15 protein-coding genes are annotated in these 18,859 nt (G+C 71.2%); 12 read left to right on the forward strand and 3 right to left on the reverse strand.

The genetic code is table 11. From position 1 onward, the window contains the following. The first annotated feature begins 27 nt into the window (after positions 1 to 27). Both ACQ143_RS12875 and ACQ143_RS12880 read left to right on the forward strand, forming a co-directional pair. Entirely contained in the window at positions 28 to 1,794 is a 1,767-nt protein-coding gene (locus ACQ143_RS12875) for an acetyl/propionyl/methylcrotonyl-CoA carboxylase subunit alpha (protein ID WP_449571097.1), read from the forward strand. Between the two features lie 39 nt (positions 1,795 to 1,833). Then, entirely contained in the window at positions 1,834 to 2,301 is a 468-nt protein-coding gene (locus ACQ143_RS12880) for a hypothetical protein (RefSeq protein ID WP_449571098.1), read from the forward strand. Positions 2,302 to 2,309: 8 nt separating this feature from the next. On the opposite strand, the gene ACQ143_RS12885 is transcribed toward ACQ143_RS12880, so the two are convergent. Together ACQ143_RS12885 and ACQ143_RS12890 are read right to left on the reverse strand one after the other, a co-directional pair. Further along, positions 2,310 to 4,529 carry an FG-GAP-like repeat-containing protein gene (locus ACQ143_RS12885; RefSeq protein WP_449571099.1) on the reverse strand — a complete coding sequence of 740 codons (2,220 nt, stop codon included), beginning with the start codon at positions 4,527 to 4,529 and terminating at the stop codon, positions 2,310 to 2,312. Positions 4,530 to 4,662: 133 nt separating this feature from the next. Then, positions 4,663 to 6,114, reverse strand: a complete 1,452-nt coding sequence (locus tag ACQ143_RS12890) for an NAD(P)H-quinone dehydrogenase (protein WP_449571123.1) — start codon at positions 6,112 to 6,114, stop codon at positions 4,663 to 4,665. A 61-nt stretch (positions 6,115 to 6,175) separates the two neighbouring features. Here ACQ143_RS12890 and ACQ143_RS12895 point away from each other — a divergent pair, with 61 nt between their 5' ends. The 3 genes from ACQ143_RS12895 to ACQ143_RS12905 all read left to right on the forward strand — a co-directional run bounded on the left by ACQ143_RS12895 (position 6,176) and on the right by ACQ143_RS12905 (position 10,137). Further along, positions 6,176 to 7,006: a purine-nucleoside phosphorylase gene (locus ACQ143_RS12895; protein ID WP_449571100.1), complete on the forward strand. Its 831-nt coding sequence runs from the start codon at positions 6,176 to 6,178 to the stop codon at positions 7,004 to 7,006. Beyond that, a complete protein-coding gene (locus ACQ143_RS12900; RefSeq protein WP_449571101.1) occupies positions 7,003 to 8,676 on the forward strand; it encodes a phospho-sugar mutase in 1,674 nt (557 codons plus the stop codon). Before ACQ143_RS12895 ends, ACQ143_RS12900 begins: the two co-directional genes overlap by 4 nt. Before the next feature lie 102 nt (positions 8,677 to 8,778). Further along, entirely contained in the window at positions 8,779 to 10,137 is a 1,359-nt protein-coding gene (locus ACQ143_RS12905) for an MFS transporter (RefSeq protein ID WP_449571102.1), read from the forward strand. A gap of 181 nt (positions 10,138 to 10,318) precedes the next feature. Here ACQ143_RS12905 and ACQ143_RS12910 read toward each other — a convergent pair whose 3' ends face one another. Beyond that, positions 10,319 to 12,238, reverse strand: coding sequence for a BglG family transcription antiterminator (locus tag ACQ143_RS12910; RefSeq protein WP_449571103.1), 1,920 nt, complete (start codon positions 12,236 to 12,238; stop codon positions 10,319 to 10,321). 108 nt (positions 12,239 to 12,346) lie between these two features. Between ACQ143_RS12910 and ACQ143_RS12915 the strand changes: the two genes are divergently transcribed. From ACQ143_RS12915 to ACQ143_RS12945, 7 genes are all read left to right on the forward strand, one after another. Beyond that, complete coding sequence (locus tag ACQ143_RS12915; protein WP_449571104.1) at positions 12,347 to 12,664, forward strand: PTS sugar transporter; 318 nt, start codon at positions 12,347 to 12,349, stop codon at positions 12,662 to 12,664. A 33-nt stretch (positions 12,665 to 12,697) separates the two neighbouring features. Beyond that, the gene (locus ACQ143_RS12920; protein ID WP_449571105.1) at positions 12,698 to 12,970 is read left to right on the forward strand and encodes an HPr family phosphocarrier protein; all 273 of its coding nucleotides are present in this window, start codon (positions 12,698 to 12,700) and stop codon (positions 12,968 to 12,970) included. 31 nt (positions 12,971 to 13,001) lie between these two features. Beyond that, positions 13,002 to 14,663 (forward strand): phosphoenolpyruvate--protein phosphotransferase, encoded by a 1,662-nt coding sequence (ptsP, locus tag ACQ143_RS12925; protein ID WP_449571106.1) that lies wholly within the window; start codon positions 13,002 to 13,004, stop codon positions 14,661 to 14,663. Between the two features lie 28 nt (positions 14,664 to 14,691). Then, positions 14,692 to 16,275, forward strand: coding sequence for a PTS mannitol transporter subunit IICB (locus ACQ143_RS12930; RefSeq protein WP_449571107.1), 1,584 nt, complete (start codon positions 14,692 to 14,694; stop codon positions 16,273 to 16,275). Between the two features lie 107 nt (positions 16,276 to 16,382). Beyond that, positions 16,383 to 16,823: a PTS sugar transporter subunit IIA gene (locus tag ACQ143_RS12935; RefSeq protein WP_449571108.1), complete on the forward strand. Its 441-nt coding sequence runs from the start codon at positions 16,383 to 16,385 to the stop codon at positions 16,821 to 16,823. Further along, positions 16,820 to 17,971 (forward strand): mannitol-1-phosphate 5-dehydrogenase, encoded by a 1,152-nt coding sequence (locus ACQ143_RS12940; RefSeq protein WP_449571109.1) that lies wholly within the window; start codon positions 16,820 to 16,822, stop codon positions 17,969 to 17,971. The genes ACQ143_RS12935 and ACQ143_RS12940 overlap by 4 nt, the downstream gene beginning before the upstream one ends. Before the next feature lie 7 nt (positions 17,972 to 17,978). Next, entirely contained in the window at positions 17,979 to 18,740 is a 762-nt protein-coding gene (locus tag ACQ143_RS12945) for an alpha/beta hydrolase (RefSeq protein ID WP_449571110.1), read from the forward strand. Positions 18,741 to 18,859 lie beyond the last annotated feature (119 nt).

An 18,859-nucleotide genomic window follows, 5' to 3' on the forward strand; every position in this document is an offset into this window, starting at 1 on the left:
CCCGCCCGGCTCGGTAGGCTCGAACCCATGCCTCATATCGCCAAGGTGCTCATCGCGAACCGCGGCGAGATCGCCGTACGTGTCATCCGCGCCGCTCGGGACTCCGGCAAGGCCTCGGTCGCGGTGTACGCCGACCAGGACCGCGACGCCCTGCACACGACTCTCGCCGACGAGGCCTACGCCCTCGAGGGCACCACGAGCGCCGAGACGTACCTGTCCATCGAGAAGATTCTGTCGGTGGCACGCCGCTCCGGCGCCGACGCGGTCCACCCCGGCTACGGCTTCCTCGCCGAGAACGCCGACTTCGCGCGCGCCGTCATCGCCGCGGGACTCACCTGGATCGGCCCGTCGCCGGAGGCCATCGAAGCCCTCGGCGACAAGGTCACCGCCCGCCACGTCGCCGAGAAGGTCGGCGCGCCCCTCGCCCCCGGCACCCCCGGCCCGGTCTCCGGTGCCGACGAGGTCGTCGCGTTCGCGAAGGAACACGGCCTGCCCATCGCGATCAAGGCGGCGTACGGCGGGGGCGGACGCGGCCTGAAGGTCGCCCGCGAACTCGACGAGGTCGCCGAACTCTTCGAGTCCGCCACCCGTGAGGCGATCACCGCGTTCGGGCGGGGCGAGTGCTTCGTCGAGAAGTACCTCGACAAGCCGCGGCACGTCGAGACCCAATGTCTGGCCGACGCCGAGGGGACCGTCGTGGTCGTCTCCACCCGCGACTGCTCACTGCAGCGCCGCCACCAGAAGCTCGTCGAAGAGGCCCCCGCGCCGTTCTTGAGCGACGAGCAGAACCGGGTGCTCTATGAGTCGTCGAAGGCGATCCTGCGCGAGGTCGGCTACGTGGGCGCGGGCACCTGCGAGTTCCTGATCGGCGCCGACGGCACCATCTCCTTCCTCGAAGTGAACACTCGCCTCCAGGTGGAGCACCCGGTGTCGGAGGAGGTCACCGGCCTCGACCTGGTGCGCGAGCAGTTCCGCCTCGCCGAGGGCGGCACGCTCGACGGGCACGACCCGGTGGCCACCGGGCACTCGATCGAGTTCCGCATCAACGGCGAGGACCCCGGTCGCGGCTTCCTGCCGCAGCCCGGACGCATCCACGTCTTCAAGACGTTCGGGGGACCCGGCATCCGCCTCGACTCCGGCGTGACCGCCGGGGACAGCGTGTCGGGCGCGTTCGACTCGCTGCTGGGCAAGATCATCGTGACCGGGCGCACGCGCGCCGAGGCCCTCGAACGGGCGCGCCGCGCGCTGGACGAATTCGAGGTCGCCGGCATGCCCACCGTGCTTCCCTTCCACCGGAAGGTCGTGCGCGACCCGGCGTTCACCGCCGAAGGGCGGGACTTCGGGGTGTACACGCGGTGGATCGAGACCGAGTTCGACAACGACATCCCGCCGTGGGACGGCGAGGCCGAAGCACCCGAGGCTCCCGAGCCCCGGCACACCGTCGTGGTCGAGGTGTCGGGGAAGCGCCTCGAGGTCAGCCTGCCCGACCGCATCGTCCAGCCGCCGACCCATGTGGGCCGCCCCGTGGCCGTGCCCCCGTCCCGCCGCTCGCACACGACGGCGGCGTCGGCCGGCGCGTCGGGCGACGCGGTGAAGTCGCCCATGCAGGCGACCATCGTCAAAGTGGCCGTCGAAGAGGGCCAGCACGTCGTCAAGGGCGACCTGGTGGTCGTGCTCGAGGCGATGAAGATGGAGCAGCCCCTCCAGGCGCACAAGGACGGCGTGATCGGCGCGATCAACGCCAACCCGGGCACGACGGTGTCGGCGGGCCATCAGCTGCTCACCATCTCCTGACCGGTGGGGTTCGGCGGCCCGGTGGCGTACCGTGAAGGAGTGAACGCTCGCCGCACCGCCGTCGCCGCGGTATCCGCCGGTCTGCTGCTGCTGACCGGGTGCGCCGCCGAGCCGTCGGTCGACCTCGACGACGCCCGGGCGTGGATCGAGACCGTCGAAGCGGCCGAGTCCGACGGACCGGGGGGCGCCGGGACCGCGTCGATGCAGATCCCCGGCCCCACCGGAGACGAGCCCGCCGTCACCGCCTTCACCTTCGACGCGCCCACCGTGATCAAGCGCGTGGACGCCCGGTGCTTCGGCGGCGGCACCGCCGAGCTCACCGTGTCACTGACCCCCGCGGAGGGCGCCGAGTACCCCAGCGCCGAGGCGACCATCCCCTGCGATCAGGAACCGCACGGTATTCCGTTCGATGCGGAGCCGGCGTCCGGCGCCTCCGTTCAGGCGACCGGCAGCGCCGAGACGTACCTGCACGTCACGCTCATCCAGGAGCTGGTCGTCGAGCGGTGATCAGCCCGTCAGAACGCGATCGTCCGCGGATGATGTGCGACCCTCCAGCTGCCTGACGAACGGTCCCAGCCGAACGCCTTCGCCCAGTGTGCGGCGGCACCGAAACGCGAACCCGTGCTCAGCGCGACGTGTACACCGTCGTGGGCGAATCCCGCGATGTCGGCGCGACCGTCGCCGTTCATGTCCACCACGGTGCGCGGCATCCACCCCAACGTCCATTCGCGGGCGCCGAAGTCCATGGTCCAGCGCGTCATCCGACCGAATGAGCTCCCCGTGTTGAGTGCGACATACGCGCCGGAGCTCCCGAAACCGACGATGTCAAGCCTCCCGTCGCCGTCGACGTCGGCGAGCGTGCGCGGGTGCTGGTCTGTGCGCCACGAGCCGGCGAGTGCGGACGATCCGAACTCGCTCGACCACAGCACGGGATTGCGGAAGGAGGTGCCGGTGTTGAGCGAGACGTATGCTCCCCGGCCGCCGAAGCCGATGATGTCAGGGCGACCGTCCCCGTTGAGATCCGTCACGTAGCGCGGATGCGTATCCGCCCGCCACCCCTGACTGTTGGCGAAGTTGGCGACCCATCGTTTCGGGGTCGCGAAGCCGCTGCCCGTGTTCCGGGCGACGTACACCCCACGGTTCCCGAATCCCACCAGGTCCGCCAGCCCGTCTCCGGTCACGTCGACGACGGCGCGGGGATTCTTGGACTCGACCCAGCCGCCCGCGGCCGGCGCAGACCCGAAGATCCGTGCCCACTGCGCGGGAGCCGCGAACGAGGACCCGGTGTTGCGCGCGACATAGACCCCGGCATCGGCGAAGCCGACGACATCGGGCCGCCCGTCGCCGGTGACATCCACCACGACCCGATGGTGGATGCCGGTGCGCCAGCCGTGCTGGGTCCCGAAACCGGTCACCCACCTGCGCGGGCTGTCGAACGAACCGCCACTTCCGGCAGCGACGTACACACCGGCGTCGGCGAATCCGACGATGTCCGGGCGATCGTCGCCCGTGACGTCGAGCACCATGCGCGGGTGGTGCGCGCGCTTCCAGCCACCTGCCGTGCCGAATGTCCGGATGCCGAGTCGGTGGCTGCGGAGGACGGACCCGCTGTTGAGCGCGGAGTACACGCCCGGCGAACCGAAGGCGACGAGATCCGGCCGGCCGTCGGAGTTCAGATCCGTGTCCCAGGTCGTGCCCTCGGCGTAGTCGTCGATGCCGTTCCCGTTGCTGTCGGGCAGCGATCGGCTCGACGACGGCCCCACCCGTGAGGACGCCCGCAGGCAGCACGTGACGCCGCGCGAGGTCAGCACCGTGGAACCCGACAGGTTACGCCACACGCCGTTGTAGGCGCCACTGGAGTCGCGGAGCGTGTAGTTGTCGAACTGGATGCCGCTGACGGCCACGTAGTGCCGTTTGCCCGTGGGCACGTCCACGGCCGCGTTGAGGATCGACAGATGCACGTGCGGGCTGCTGCCGGGGGTGCCGCCGCAGGGCAGGGTCTGGCCCGCACGGCCCAGCACCGTCCCGGCTTCCACCCACTTGCCGACGAGGCTCGATCGGGCACCGGTCAGGTGGTAGTACTCCGACATCCACCCCCCGCCGTGGTCGACGCCGAGGAACCAGCCGTTGCTGCAGGTGACGCGGTAGACGGTGCCGGCGGCGACCGCGCGCACGTTCTTGTCGCTCGAGCTCAGCGGCGCGAAGTCGATGGCGCCGCGGTGGATGCCGTCGCTGTCGGCGTGCGAGCCGCTCGCCCCCCACCGCTGGCCCGGCGCGAAGGGCAGCTGGAAGACGGGTTGCGGACCGTATTGCGGGACGGTCAGGCGCATCGTGGTCATCGGCAGGTCCGATCCCGGCGGCAGCTCCCGCGTGAGCGGCTCGGTCGGTCCGTCGTTCTCGTGCGCGTGGTCCGGTTCCGGACTCGGCGTGGGCGCCGGCGTGGGCGTCGGGCTGGCCTCGGTTGCCGGCTCGGGAAGCGGCGCGGGCATCGGCAGCGGCGTCGGATCGGGTGTCGGCGACGGATCGGGCGACGGCGACTCGGACACCGACGGTGTGGGGGTGGGTTCCGGCGTGGGGTCGGCGGACGGGTCCGACGGGCTGGGCTCCGAGCTCGGGCTCGGCGCGGCCGCCGAATCGCCGGGGACCGCTGCGCCGGCCGGTGCGGCCGACGCCGCCTCGCCCAGGGCCGGGCCGAAGGGCAGCAGAGCGGTCACCACCACGGCGACCGTCCACACACCGATGACTGTCCTCGTGGTTCGCCGCATCCGTCCTCTCCGGGTCTCCCCAGGTCGAGCCCCAGACTCGGCTTCCAGGCTATGTCACCGGGAGATGCGGGGGCGCGGGCTTGACGGCCACGACCCCGACCCGCTAAGCGTCCGGCAGTTCGGCCCGGTTGACGAGGTGCATGGCCCGCGTCGCGTCGGTGATGCTCCCGGACAGCGACGGATACACCGCGAACACCCGCGAAACCTGATCGACCGTCAGTCGCCGTTCGACGGCGATCGCGATCGGGTAGATCAGCTCCGATGCGCGCGGCGCGACGATCACCCCGCCCAGCACGGTCCCCGACCCTTGATGGGCGATGATCTTCACGAAGCCGTCTTTGACGCCCATCATCTTCGCGCGGGCGTTCGCCGCGAGCGGCAGCTTGTACGCGTAGCCGTTCACGACGCCCGATTCGATGTCCTTCTCCTGCAGCCCCACGGTCGCGATCTCGGGGGCGGTGAAGATGTTGGCGGTGATGCGCCGCTGCTCCAGCGGGATGACGACATCGCCCAGCGCGTGGAAGATCGCGGTGCGGCCCTGCATCGAGGCGACAGATGCCAGGGGCACGAAGGTCGTGCAGTCGCCGGCGGCGTAGATGTTGGGCACCGAGGTGCGCGCCACGCGGTTCACCTGGATGTGTCCCGAGTCGGTGAGTTGGATGCCGGCTTCGGCCAGTCCGATGCCCGCGGTGTTCGGCACCGAGCCGACCGCCATGAGACAGTGGCTGCCTTCGATGGTGCGGCCGTCGGACAGGGTGACGAGCACCCCGTCGCCGGAGCGCTCCACCTTCTCGGCGCGCGATTTCGACAGCACGGTCATGCCGCCGCGCTTGAACACCTTCTCCAGCACCGCCGCGGCGTCCTGGTCCTCCCCCGGGAGGACCCGGTCGCGGCTGGACACGAGCGTGACCTTCGCGCCGAGGTTCATGTACGCCGAGGCGAACTCGGCGCCGGTCACCCCCGACCCGACCACGATCAGATGCTCGGGCAGCGACTTCATGTCGTACAGCTGGGTCCAGGTGAGGATCCGTTCACCGTCGGGCTTGGCCGCCGGGAGCTCCCGGGGGGATGCCCCGACGGACACGACGAGCGTGTCGGCTTCGACACGGTCGAAGTCGGTGCCGCCCGCGTCGGTGGACACGACCACGGCGTGCGGGCCGTCCAGCCGTCCCGAGCCGGAGATGATGCGCACGCCGGCTTCGATCAGCTGGGCGCGCATGTCGTCGGACTGCTGACGCGCCAGCGCGAGCAGCCGACGGTTGACCGCCGCGAGATTGATGGCGATCTCGGGCTTGAGCGGCGCCCCCGAGCTGCCTTTCGCGAACAGCTGCACCCCGAGGTCCGACGCCTCGGAGATCGCCACCGCGGCGTCGGCCGTCGCGATGAGGCTCTTCGAGGGCACGACGTCGGTGATGACGGCCGATCCCCCGACGCCGGCACGCTCGACGAGGGTCACCTCGGCTCCGAGCTGGGCGGCGGCCAGCGCCGCCTCGTATCCGCCGGGGCCACCGCCGAGGACGGCGACGGACTGGGTGCGCTCGAAGCTCAAGGACATGGCATCCATTCTTCCAGCCTCCCGCCTGTGCCACGACGCCCGCCCCTTCTAGAGTGGTGCCATGTCCGACACGATCAATCCCCTCGACGATCCGGCCGCCGACCCGTTCGAGGTCGCCGCCCGCGCAGCCGAAGACATCGCGCGGCTCACCGGCGTCGAGCGACACGACATCGCCCTCACGCTCGGCAGCGGCTGGGGCAAGGCCGCCGAGCTCATCGGCGAGACCACCGCGACCGTGGCCGCCACCGAGGTCACCGGATTCAGCAAGCCGGCGCTGGCCGGGCACGTCGGGTCGCTGCGCTCGATCGTGACCGCCCGGGGGCGCCGGGTGCTGGTCATCGGTGCCCGCACGCACTTCTACGAGGGGCACGGGCCGCGCCGCGTCGTGCACAGTGTGCGCACCGCCGCCGCGACCGGCGCGAAGATCATGGTGCTCACCAACGGCGCCGGCGGCATCAAGCACACGTGGAAGCCGGGCCAGCCCGTGCTCATCAGCGACCACATCAACCTGACCGGCGCCTCGCCGCTGGAGGGCGCCACCTTCGTCGACCTCACGGACCTGTACTCGCTGCGGCTGCGCGACCTCGCGCACACCGTCGACCCGTCGCTGGACGAGGGCGTGTACTGCCAGTTCCGCGGCCCGCAGTACGAGACACCCGCCGAGGTGCGGATGGCCAAGACCATCGGCGGGCACATCGTCGGCATGTCGACCGCGCTCGAGGCGATCGCCGCCCGCCAGGCGGGCATGGAGGTCCTCGGTCTCTCGCTCATCACGAACATGGCGGCCGGCATCCAGACCACCCCGCTCAGTCATCAGGAGGTCATCGAGGCGGGCCGGCAGGCGGAACCGGTGATCTCGGACCTGCTGGCCCGCGTGATCGGTCAGCTGTGAGCAGCGTCGACGCGGCCCGCGCGTGGCTCGCGCAGGACCCCGACCCGGTGACACGCGCCGAGCTGGAAGAACTGCTCACGCGCGCGGATGCCGGGGACCCGGCCGCCGTCGCCGACCTCGACGACCGCTTCGCGACGCGCCTCGCGTTCGGCACCGCGGGACTGCGGGGACGCCTCGGCGCCGGCAGCAACCGCATGAACCGCGTCCTGGTCGGCCAGGCCGCCGCGGGCCTGGCCGCCTACCTGTGGGAGCGGGCCGAGCCGGGCACCACGCCGGTGGTCGTCGTCGGCTACGACGGCCGCCGCAACTCCGACGTGTTCGCCCGGGACAGCGCGGAGATCTTCGCCGGCGCGGGCCTGCGCACGATCCTGCTCCCGCGCCTGCTGCCCACCCCCGTGCTGGCCTTCGCGGTGCGCCATGTCGGCGCGGCGGCGGGCGTCATGGTCACCGCGTCGCACAATCCGCCCGACGACAACGGCTACAAGGTGTACCTCGGCGGCGCGGACGGCGGTTCGCAGATCGTGGCCCCGGCCGATGCCGAGATCGCCGCGCACATCCAGCGGGTGGCGGATGCCGGAGATCTGGCCGCCGTGCCCCGCTCGGCGGAGTACGAGATCGCCGCCGAGGACGTCGTCGACGCCTACATCGCCGCGACGGCACTGGTCGCTCCGGCCCCGGCGGGCGCCGCCGGGCTGCGCTGGGTCTACACCGCCATGCACGGCGTCGGGTACGAGACGCTGGCCCGGATCCTGGAGGTGGCGGGCTATCCGGCGCCGGTCGTCGTGACCGAACAGGTCGCCCCCGACGGGGCTTTCCCGACGGTCGCCTTCCCGAACCCCGAAGAGCCCGGCGCGATGGATCTCGCCTACGAGACCGCACGCGCGGCGGACGCCGACGTCATCCTGGCCAACGACCCGGACGCGGACCGGCTCGCCGTCGCGATCCCCGACCCTGCGGCACCCGGCGGGTGGCGTCGCCTGACCGGCAACCAGATCGGTCTGCTGCTCGGGTGGCGTGCCGCCCGGCAGGCGGCGGCCGGTGACGCCCCGACCACCCGGTCATTGGCCTGCTCACTGGTGTCGTCACCGGGGTTGCAGGTCGTGGCCGAACGGCACGGGCTCGACTTCCACGCCACCCTGACCGGCTTCAAGTGGATCTCGCGGGCCCCGGGCCTCGTGTTCGGTTTCGAGGAGGCGCTGGGGTACCTCGTCAACCCCGAGACGGTGCGCGACAAGGACGGCATCTCCGCGGCGATCGCGGTGCTCGGGATGATCGCCGAGGCCCGGGAGCAGGGGCGTACGCTCGCCGACGAGATCGAGCGGTTCGCCGAGACGTTCGGATTCTTCGACAGCGGTCAGGTGTCGGTGCGCGTCGACGACCTGGCCGTGATCGGACAGATCATGGCCCGGCTGCGGGCCGAGCCCCCGGCATCCATCGGTCAGGTCGCGGTCGAGCGCTTCGAAGACCTGCAGGCACCCGCCCAGGGTGAGCCGCTGGGCGACATCCTGCGGATGTGGCTGGCGGACGGGTCGCGCGTGCTCGTGCGGCCCAGCGGCACCGAGCCCAAGGTCAAGGTCTACCTCGACGTGCGCGGCACCTCGGCCGCCGACGCCGCAGCGCGCCTTTCCGCCCTCGAATCCGGCGCCCACGCCCTTCTCGGCCACCCCTGACAGCCGGCGGTCCGGCGGGGATCCGGGTCCCTGTGGCAATGTCGGTGGCGTCTGTTACGCTCCTGCTCGCGACATCCCGCACCCTCCCCTGAAAGCGATGCCATGAGCGCTGCTGTGCCCCCGTCCGACGCCGCCTCCCCGCCCACGCGCTGGGTGGGGCGCGTCGTCCTGTTCCTCAGCGGCCAGACGGTGAGTCTGCTGGGCTCCGCGCTGGTCCAGTACGCGGTGTTCTGGTACCTGACCATCACGTACAAGTCGGGGTGGATCATGGCGCTGGCGGCCGTGTTCGGCTTCCTCCCGCAGGCGATCGTGTCGGTGTTCGGCGGGGTGTGGGCCGACCGTCACAACCGCAAGTACCTCATCATGGGGGCGGATGCCGCCATCGCGGCCTCGACGCTGGTGCTGGCCCTGGTGATGATGACCGGCTACGCCGACGTCTGGTTGCTGTTCGCGGTCATGGCCATCCGGTCGGCGGGCGCGGGCATCCAGATGCCCGCGGTGGCCGCGCTGATCCCGCAGCTCGTGCCCACCGCGCAGCTGCTGCGGATCAACGGCATCAACGGCTCGATCCAGTCGGCGATGGCGCTGCTGGCCCCCGCGGCCGGCGGTGCGATCTTCGCGTGGGCCACCGCGCGCTACGACGGGTCGGCGGCGCTCATCCCCATCTTCTTCATCGACATCGTCACCGCCGTCGTCGGCATCGCCCTGCTGGCGTTCATCGCCGTCGGCGCGGTCCGCACGGCGGGCGACGAGACGCCCGGATACTTCGCCGACCTGGTCGAAGGGGTGCGGTACATCGGTTCCCACGGGTTCGTGCGGTGGCTCATGGTGCTGTTCGCGATCATCTTCGTGCTGACCGTCGCCCCCTCCAATCTCACGCCGCTCATGGCGGTGCGGTCCTTCGATGCGGGCGAGGCACAGAACGTGGTCAACCTGGCCGTGCTCGAGGTGATGTTCAGCGTGGGCATGATGCTCGGCGGCATCCTCATCGCCACCCTGTTCGCCAAGCGCAGCCGTATCGCCCTGGTCATCGTGTCGTCGCTGCTGTTCGGCGTGTTGTCGATCGGGCTCGGACTGTCTCCGAGCATCTGGGTGTTCTTCGGGTTCATGCTGCTGGTGGGCCTGGCAGTGCCGTTCTTCTCGACGCCGTCGATGACCCTGCTGCAGGAGAGCGTGGAGCCCGAGCGTCAGGGCCGGGTGTTCGGCTTCGTCGGCATCGTCATGGCCCTGGCGATGCCGCTGGGCATGGTCGTGTTCGGCCCGCTGGCCGATCTCATCGCGATCGAGGTGCTCCTGGTGGGCTCCGGGATCGTCACCTTCATCGTTGTGGGGCTTGCCGTCTGGCTGCCCGCCGGGCAGCGGGCGGTCGCCGCCGCCCGCGCGATCCAGGAGCGCTCGGCCCAGACTGCCGCCGCACACCCCGCCGAACCGGCCGCCGACGTCGCACACGACACTCCCTGACATCCCCGCGCGTGCCGCCGCATCCCGCCGCTCTGCCCGCGGCTCGGTGAGCCGCTCTGCGCTCCGCACGCCCGCCGAGCCGACCAGATCCGTACGAACCGCCTACGTATGTACCGGCCATATCCGGTCGGCTCGTACGCAGGTAGGCGGCTCGGCGGAGGGCGTGTCGGCGTGAGGGGGCTCAGCCGTCGACGACAGCGACGAGCTCGTCGAGGAACGCGGCGAAGGTCGTGGCGCGGCGCACGATGCGCTGCACGCTGTCCCGCTCACTGAACACCTCGACCAGCTGCTCGAACACGGTCTGGAACGCGGCGCGGTCGGACTCGCTGAACGCCACCATGGCGATGACCTGCACCCGGCCGTCCCCCCACGGCATCGACGGGTCGGCGATGCCGATCGCGATCGCCGTGCGCGTCGCGGTCATGCCCAGGGCGTGCGGCACCGCCAGCGCGTCGGTGAACGCGGTCGACGACAGCCGTTCCCGCTCGAGGGTCCGTTCGACGTAGTCGTCGTCGATGACGCCCTGCGCCACGAGCAGCCCGCCCAGCCCCCGGATCACCGTCTCCTCCGATCCGGTCACCTGCGGCACGAAGGCGTCGGGCGAGAAATAGCGCTCCAGGTCGGTGCGCAGCCGGGCCAGCCGGCGCGCCCGACGTGTCCGCGCGGCCGCCGCCTGCACCCGTTCGACGTCGGCTTCGGTGAGGAACGGCTGGATGCGCACCACCCGGTCGTCGCCACCGGGGGCGTCGATCGTGGTCAGCACCAGGTCGGTGCCGAACGCCGCCCAGTCCGGGTCCACGCGGGTGTCGACCTCGACCACGTTGATGGCCTGGCCCAGTGACCGGTCCACGCTCGAGCGCAGCAGTTCGTGCAGTTCGTAGTATCCGGGGCACACGATGGTGGCCGTGAGCAGCTCACCGGCGCGACGGCTGCGTTCGAGCCGTCCCCCGACGTGCATGGCGATGTAGGCGATCTCGTCGTCGAGCAGCGGGATGCCGAGCAGTCCGCGCAGCCCGTCGGCGATGAACACGGCGACCTCGAAGATCATCGGGTACGTCGTCTTCAGCGACCGGGTGAGCGGGTTGCGCGACCAGGCCTGCGCCCGGGCGCGCTCGCGCAGGTTCTGCACGTGCAGCGCCAGTCGCAGCACGAAGTCGTCGTGGTCGATGTCGACGAGGAACTCCGCCGCCGCCCGGCCGACGACGTCGCGGACCGCGTCGGCGACCTCCGGGCTCACCTGCTCGCCGATGATGGATGCCGGTTGGGCGGCGCCCGGGGCGATGACCCGGGTCTGCACGAGCGTCGCCAGGTGCCGGCGGTCGCCCTCGCCCAGCCGCACGCCGAGATGCCGGGTGCTCAGCCGGTCGATCAGCGCGCCGATCGCGGCCGGTGCGTCGGCGCCGCCGGTGCCGGTGCCCGCGGCATCCAGAGCGTGGCCGCGCGCGACCCGGTCAGCCGTGATCGCGATGTGCACCATCACATCGCCCAGGCCGAACTCGTTGACGAAATAGCCCAGCTCCCCCAGGCCCGCCACCAGCTCCGACTTGAACGGGCCGAACGCCGCCGCCCCGATCGACTCCTCCCCCAGCGCCCGCCGCAGCGCATCGAGGTCGAACGCGGCGTCTTCGGTCTCGTCGTGCGCGAGGCGGCTCAGCAGCCGACGCTGCGCCATCTCGGTGCCGGTCAGGCGCACCCGCGACGCGACGCGCTCGAGCACGAGCTCGGTGCCGTCCAGCAGGGCGCGGATGCGGCCGAGGTCGGCCTCGAGGGTCGCCGGGCTCACATGGAACCGCTCCGCGGTCTCGAACACGTCGATGCCCTCGGGCGCGGCGAGCATCGCGCGCACCACCTGGTGCAGACGGTCGCGCGGGGTCGCGGGGTCGGACACACGCAGCGCCGCATGCGCGTCCGGGCCGGCCCGGTAGCCCTGCGGCCCCGATTCGACGGCCCCGCCGCCGGGCACGCGGGCGTTGAGCGCGGTGACGTAACTGCGGATGCTGCGCGGGGTGACGCCGATCGTGTCGGCCAGTGCCGCGGCGGTGACCCACCCGCCGTCACGCATCAGCAGAGCGGCGACACGGTCCTGCCTGGCTCTGCTCACGGACCACAGTCAACCACGCCCGCGGAGCGGGCCTTCCGCCCGGGCGGAAGGCGGACTGGTTGTCCACTCCCAGGATTTTCACAAGAATGAGGCTCAGGAGGGCGGTCGATGAAGATCCTCGTGGTGTGCGGAGCGGGTGCGTCCAGTACGTTCGTGGCCCAGCGCGTGCGTCATGCCGCGCAGGCCCGGGGGCGCGTGGTCAGCGCGGTCGCGGGGACGGAGCAGTCGCTCCCGATCGATCTCGACGACGCCGACGTCGTGCTGGTGGGCCCGCACCTGCACACGTCCCTCGACCGCATCCGGGCCGCCGCCGCCGACCGCGGGGCGCACGTGATCCTGCTGCCCGCCGATGCGTTCAGCGACCTCGACGGCACGCGCACCCTGGATCTGGTCGACGCGGCCCTGAACGGGAGCGGCAGCACATGAGCACCGGCATCCACCCCTCGAGAGGACACCACGATGGCTGAGGTCACCCGCACGATCCGCGTGGGATCGAAGAACGGTCTGCACGCCCGCCCGGCGAAGCTGTTCGCGCAGGCGGTGAAGGACTCCGGCATCCCGGTCACCGTCGCCAAGGGCGCCGGCGCACCGGTCAACGCCGCCAGCATCCTCGGCGTGATCGCACTGGGGGTCGAGTACGGCGACTACGTGACCCTGACCGCAGACGGCGACACGGCCGAGGCCGTCATCGACGAACTGACCGAACTGCTGACCACCGACCACGACGCGTGAGCATCCGCACCGACGACAAGGAGAACCTGATATGAGAGAACTGCGCGGAGTCGGAATCGGCCTGGGAGTGGCGCAGGGGCCGGTGGCCCGCATGGCGGAGCCGCTGCCGGCACCCGAGGACGTCGCGAGCAGTCTGTCGCAGGACGAGGAGCTCGCGCGGGTGCGCGAGGCGGTGGCCGCGGTCGCCCGGGAGCTCGAAGAGCGCGGCGCACAGGCCGGCGGGGCCGCGCGCGACGTGCTGGAGGCGCAGGCGATGATGGCCGAGGATCCCAGCCTCGACCAGGAGGTCGCCGCCCGCGTCGAGGCCGGGAAGACCGGCGAGTTCGCCGTGTACGACGCGTTCGCCAGCTTCCGCGACACGCTCGCGGCGATGGGCGGCTACCTCGGCGAGCGCGCGGCCGACCTCGACGACGTCGCCCAGCGGGTCATCGCACGACTCCGTGGCCTGCCCGCGCCCGGGGTGCCCGATCCCGGCCATCCGTTCGTGCTCGTCGCCAAGGACCTCGCGCCGGCCGACACCGCGCTGCTCGATCTGGACAAGGTGCTGGCCCTGGTCACCACCGAAGGCGGCCCCACCTCGCACACCGCGATCCTCGCGCGGGAGAAGTCGATCGTCGCCGTGGTCGGCGTCGCCGACGCCGCCGGTCTCACCGACGGGGAGACGGTCATCGTCGACGCGGCCAAGGGCGTCGTGACCGTCGACCCCACCGCCGACGAGCTCGGCCAGGCGCAGAACCGTGCGGACGCGCGCAAGCACGCGGCGGCGGCACCGATCACACCGGGCGCTCTGGCCGACGGCACCGCGGTGCCGCTGCTGGCCAACCTCGGCAAGCCCGGGGGCGCGGCCGAAGCGGTCGAGCTCGGCGCCGAGGGCGTGGGCCTGTTCCGCACCGAGTTCCTCTTCCTCTCCTCGGCGCAGGCGCCCACGGTCGAAGAGCAGGCGAAGGCCTACACCGAGCTGCTGCAGGCGTTCCCCGGCAAGAAGGTGGTCGTGCGCGCCCTGGATGCCGGGGCCGACAAGCCCCTCGCATTCCTCAACGACGCGCACGAGGAGAACCCCGCGCTCGGTCTGCGCGGACTGCGCGCGCTGCGGGCGAGCGAAGACATCCTGAAGGAGCAGCTCACCGCGCTCGCCCAGGCCGACGCGGCCACCGATGCGGATCTGTGGGTGATGGCGCCGATGGTGTCGACGGTGGAGGAGACCGAGTACTTCGTCTCCCTCGCCCGCGAGTACGGCATCAAGACGGCCGGAGTGATGGTCGAGGTGCCCTCGTCGGCCATCCTGGCCGACAAGGTGCTCGCCCACGCGGACTTCGCGTCGATCGGCACGAACGACCTCACCCAGTACACGCTGGCGGCCGACCGGCTACTCGGGTCGGTGGCGTCCTTCCAGGACCCGTGGCACCCGGCCGTGCTGAGTCTCGTGAAGGCGACCGCCGACGGCGGCAAGGCCAACGGCAAGCCGGTCGGCATCTGTGGCGAGGCCGCCGCCGATCCGCTGCTGGCCGTCGTGCTGGTCGGGCTCGGCGCGTCGACCTTGTCGATGGCACCGACCGCGCTGGCCGACGTGCGCGCCACCCTCTTGCAGTACACCCGCGACGATGCCGAGCGCATCGCCGCGGCCGCCCTCGCCGCGTCGGACGCGGCATCCGCCAGAATCGCGGCGCAGGCCGCTGCCGAACCCGCGGCATGAGTCGCGGGCTACCCGAAGGAGAAACACCATGACAACGGCGTCGACAGCCACAGCCCCCGCGTCAGGAGGGGGTGCCCGCGTCGCAGTCCAGCGATTCGGCACATTCCTGTCCGGCATGATCATGCCCAACATCGCGGCGTTCATCGCCTGGGGTCTGATCACGGCCCTGTTCATCGAGAACGGCTGGGTGGGCAGCAACAGCCCCGTCGCCGCGTGGCAATGGGCCGACTCGGCCATGCTCGGCGGCGGCGTCGACTCGCAGGGGAACGAGTGGACCGGCCTGGTCGGTCCGACGATCACCTACCTGCTCCCGGTGCTCATCGCCTACACGGGCGGTCGCATGGTCTACAGCGTCCGCGGCGGCGTCGTGGGTGCGGTCGCCGCGATGGGCGTGATCATCGGCGCGGAGGGCACCGTCATGTTCCTCGGCGCGATGATCGCCGGTCCGCTGACGGCGTTGATCCTCAAGTACGTCGAGAAGCCGTGGCAGGGCAAGATCAAGCCCGGCTTCGAGATGCTCGTCGACAACTTCGCGGCCGGTTTCGTCGCGTTCTTCGCGGCGCTGGCGGCCTTCTTCTGGCTGGCGCCGGTCATGAAGTGGGTCACCGACGTCCTCGGTGACGCGGTCGGCTGGCTCGTCGAGAACAGCCTCATCCCGCTGGCGAGCATCATCGTCGAGCCGGCGAAGGTGCTCTTCCTCAACAACGCGATCAACCACGGCGTGTTCACCCCGCTGGGCACGGCCGAGTCGAGTGAGACCGGCCGCAGCCTGCTGTTCCTCGTCGAGGCCAACCCCGGACCCGGTGTCGGCATGCTGCTGGCGCTGACGTTCTTCGGGGTGGGGGCGGCGCGCGCCACGGCACCGGGTGCCGCGGTGATCCAGTTCCTCGGTGGCATCCACGAGGTGTACTTCCCCTACGTGCTGGCCAAGCCGCTCCTGATCGTCGCGCTGATCGCGGGTGGTGCCACGGGCGTGCTCACCAACGTGATCTTCCAGTCGGGTCTGGTCGCCCCCGCGGCGCCCGGGTCGATCTTCGCGGTGCTCATCCAGACGGCGCCGGGCAGTCACCTGGGCGTGATCCTGTCGGTCGTGCTGGCCGCCGCGGTGACGTTCGTGCTGACGGCGGTCATCCTGTTCGCCACCCGCAAGCGCGACCTCGCGGCCGAAGCGGCCAGCGGCGACCCGCTCGCGGCGGCCATCGCCCGGACCGAGGCGAACAAGGGCAAGTCCTCGGACGCGCTCTCCAACCTGGCGGCTGCCACCGCCGGGGGCGCCGCGGCTGCCGCCGCGTCGACCGCCGCGACGATCACCGCCCCGATCAGGAGCATCGTGTTCGCCTGCGACGCCGGCATGGGCTCGTCCGCGATGGGCGCCAGCGTGCTGCGCAACAAGATCAAGCAGGCCGGTGTCGAGGACGTCACGGTCGTCAACAAGGCGATCGCGAACCTGGACGGGTCGGAGGATCTGATCATCACCCAGCAGCAGCTGACCGACCGCGCGCGCGGCCAGAATCCGAACGCGGTCCACGTGTCGGTGGACAACTTCATGAACTCGCCGAAGTACGACGAGGTCGTGGGGATGGTGGTGGAGCAGCACAAGCCCGACGCGTAGCCTCGGAGCACGGACCGCCGCGGGGTCGGGCAGCGCGATGCACCCGGCCCCGTGGCCCCGGCCCACGGCATGCACTCATCTCGGAAGCCTCTGGAAGGAACAGCGAAATGGCACGGCAGGTTCTGAACATCGGACAGGTGCGGATCCACTCCGGCTCGGTCAGCCGCGACGACGCGATGCGGGAGGCGGCCGACATCCTCGAGGCCGCAGGCGCCGTCACCAACGAGTATTACGACGCGATGCAGCAGCGTGAGCAGACGGTGTCCACGTACATGGGCAACGAATTGGCCATCCCGCACGGCACCAACGAGACCAAGCAGGCGATCCTCGAGTCGGCCCTGTCGCTGGTGCGCTACGACGGCGGCGTCGACTGGGACGGCAACCCGGTCACGTTCGTCGTGGGCATCGCCGGCAAGGGCGACGAGCACCTGGAGATCCTGTCGCAGATCGCGCTGCTGTTCTCGGACGAGAACGAGGTCGCCCGACTCAAGCAGGCCGCGACGCCGGAGGAGCTGTTCGCGCTGCTGGAGTCGGTGAACGAGGGATGAAGGCCGTCCACTTCGGCGCCGGCAACATCGGGCGCGGCTTCGTCGGGCTGCTTCTGCACGAAGGCGGCTACGACCTGGTCTTCTCCGATGTGGCCGCGCCGCTGGTCGATGCGATCAACGCGGTGTCGTCGTACACCGTGCACGAGGTGGGTGCCGGCGGCACCGACAAGACGGTGACCGGCTTCCGGGCCGTCAACAGCGCCGAGAGCCCGCAGGAGGTCGCCGACGAAGTGGCCACGGCCAACGTCGTGACCACGGCCGTGGGACCGACGGTGCTGAAGTTCATCGCACCGCACATCGTCGCCGGGCTCGCGCTGCGCGACCCGGCGGCACCGCCGCTGCAGGTCATGGCGTGTGAGAACGCCATCGGCGCGACGGACCTGCTGCGCGACGAGATCATGGCCGGGGCCGGCAGTGCGTGGGACGCGCTCGCCGGTCGTGTCGTGTTCGCCAACACGGCCGTCGACCGCATCGTGCCCGCCCAGCCGGCCGACGGGGGCGTCGACGTCACCGTGGAGCCGTTCTTCGAGTGGGCGATCGAGCGGCTGCCGTTCGGCGACACTCCCCCGAACATCCCCGGCGCGCACTTCGTCGAAGACCTCACCCCGTATATCGAGCGGAAGCTGTTCACCGTCAACACCGGTCACGCCACCACCGCGTACTTCGGCGCGCAGGCCGGCGTCCGCAAGATCTCGGACGCGCTGGCCGACCCGGACATCGCCGCGAAGGTCGCGGCGGCCCTCACGGAGACCTCGGCGCTGCTGTCGGCCAAGCACGACCTGGACCCGGCGGAACTGGCCGACTACCGTGCGACCATCCTGCAGCGGTTCGCCAACCCGGCGCTGCCCGACACCGTCGGGCGGGTGGGCCGTCAGCCGTTGCGCAAACTGTCGCGCCACGAGCGGTTCATCGGGCCGGCCGCCGAAGCTGCCGAGCGCGGGCTGCCCGTCGACGGGCTCGTGGCCGCCATCGGTGCGGCCCTCGCGTTCGATGACCCGGACGACGAGCAGGCGGTGCAGCTGCAGGAGCAGCTGCGCACCGAGGACGCCGAGGGGTTCACCACGGCGGTCACCGGCCTGGAGTCCGGGCACCCGCTCTATCCGCGGGTGGTGGCCGAGGTGCAGGCCCGTCAGGCGACCTTGACATGACGGAGGAATGACCGCCGCGCCTCGCCCCGCCGGCCGCCGACGTCGGATCCTCCGGTGGGTGCTGGGCTCGATCGGAGCGCTGATCGTCGTTGCCGTGGTCGGCTTCGTGGTGTGGAGCCAGGTCGGGGTGCGCACCGCGGAGGCCGAGCCGGTGGCCGCGGTCCGTGCCGACCCCGGCATCCACCTCGCCGAGGACGGCGCAGCGATCGTCATGACCCCGGCTGCCGAGCCCACCGGCGACGGGCTCGTGTTCATCCCCGGCGCCAAAGTGGACCCGTGGGCGTATGCGAACACGCTGTCCGCCCTGGTGGCCGAGGAGGGCATCACGGTCGTGATCACCAAGCCCTGGCTGAACCTCGCGTTCTTCGACGTGCGACCGCTGTCGACGTTCACCGACCTCGCCCCCGGTGTCGACACATGGCTGGTGGGCGGCCACTCCCTGGGCGGGGTCCGCGCGTGCATGATGGCCACGGATGCGGACGCGCTGGTGCTGTTCGCCTCCTATTGCGCCACCGACCTGGCCGAGGAGCCGTTGCCGGTGCTGAGCCTGTCCGGCAGTGAGGACGCCCTGTCGAGCCCGGCCGAGATCGCCGCCGCCCACGATCTGCTGCCTCCGGATGCGGTGGTGGTGGAGATCGCCGGAGCGGCCCATTCCTCGTTCGGCGCATACGGCCCGCAGGCCGGGGACGGCACGCCCACCCTCACGCGGGAGGAGGCGACCGCTCAGATCGTCGAGCACCTGACCGCCTTCGTGGACGACCTCGACTGATATGTAACTCGTTTTGTCAAGCGGGCAGGGTGAAGCGCCCGTCGGGCTGGTCTGTCCGGCGGGCGCTTCGTCGTTCGCCGTGACCGGGCAGAGATGCGGCGTGTCTGGTGACGCGTGGT

This window comes from Microbacterium pollutisoli, assembly GCF_053586795.1.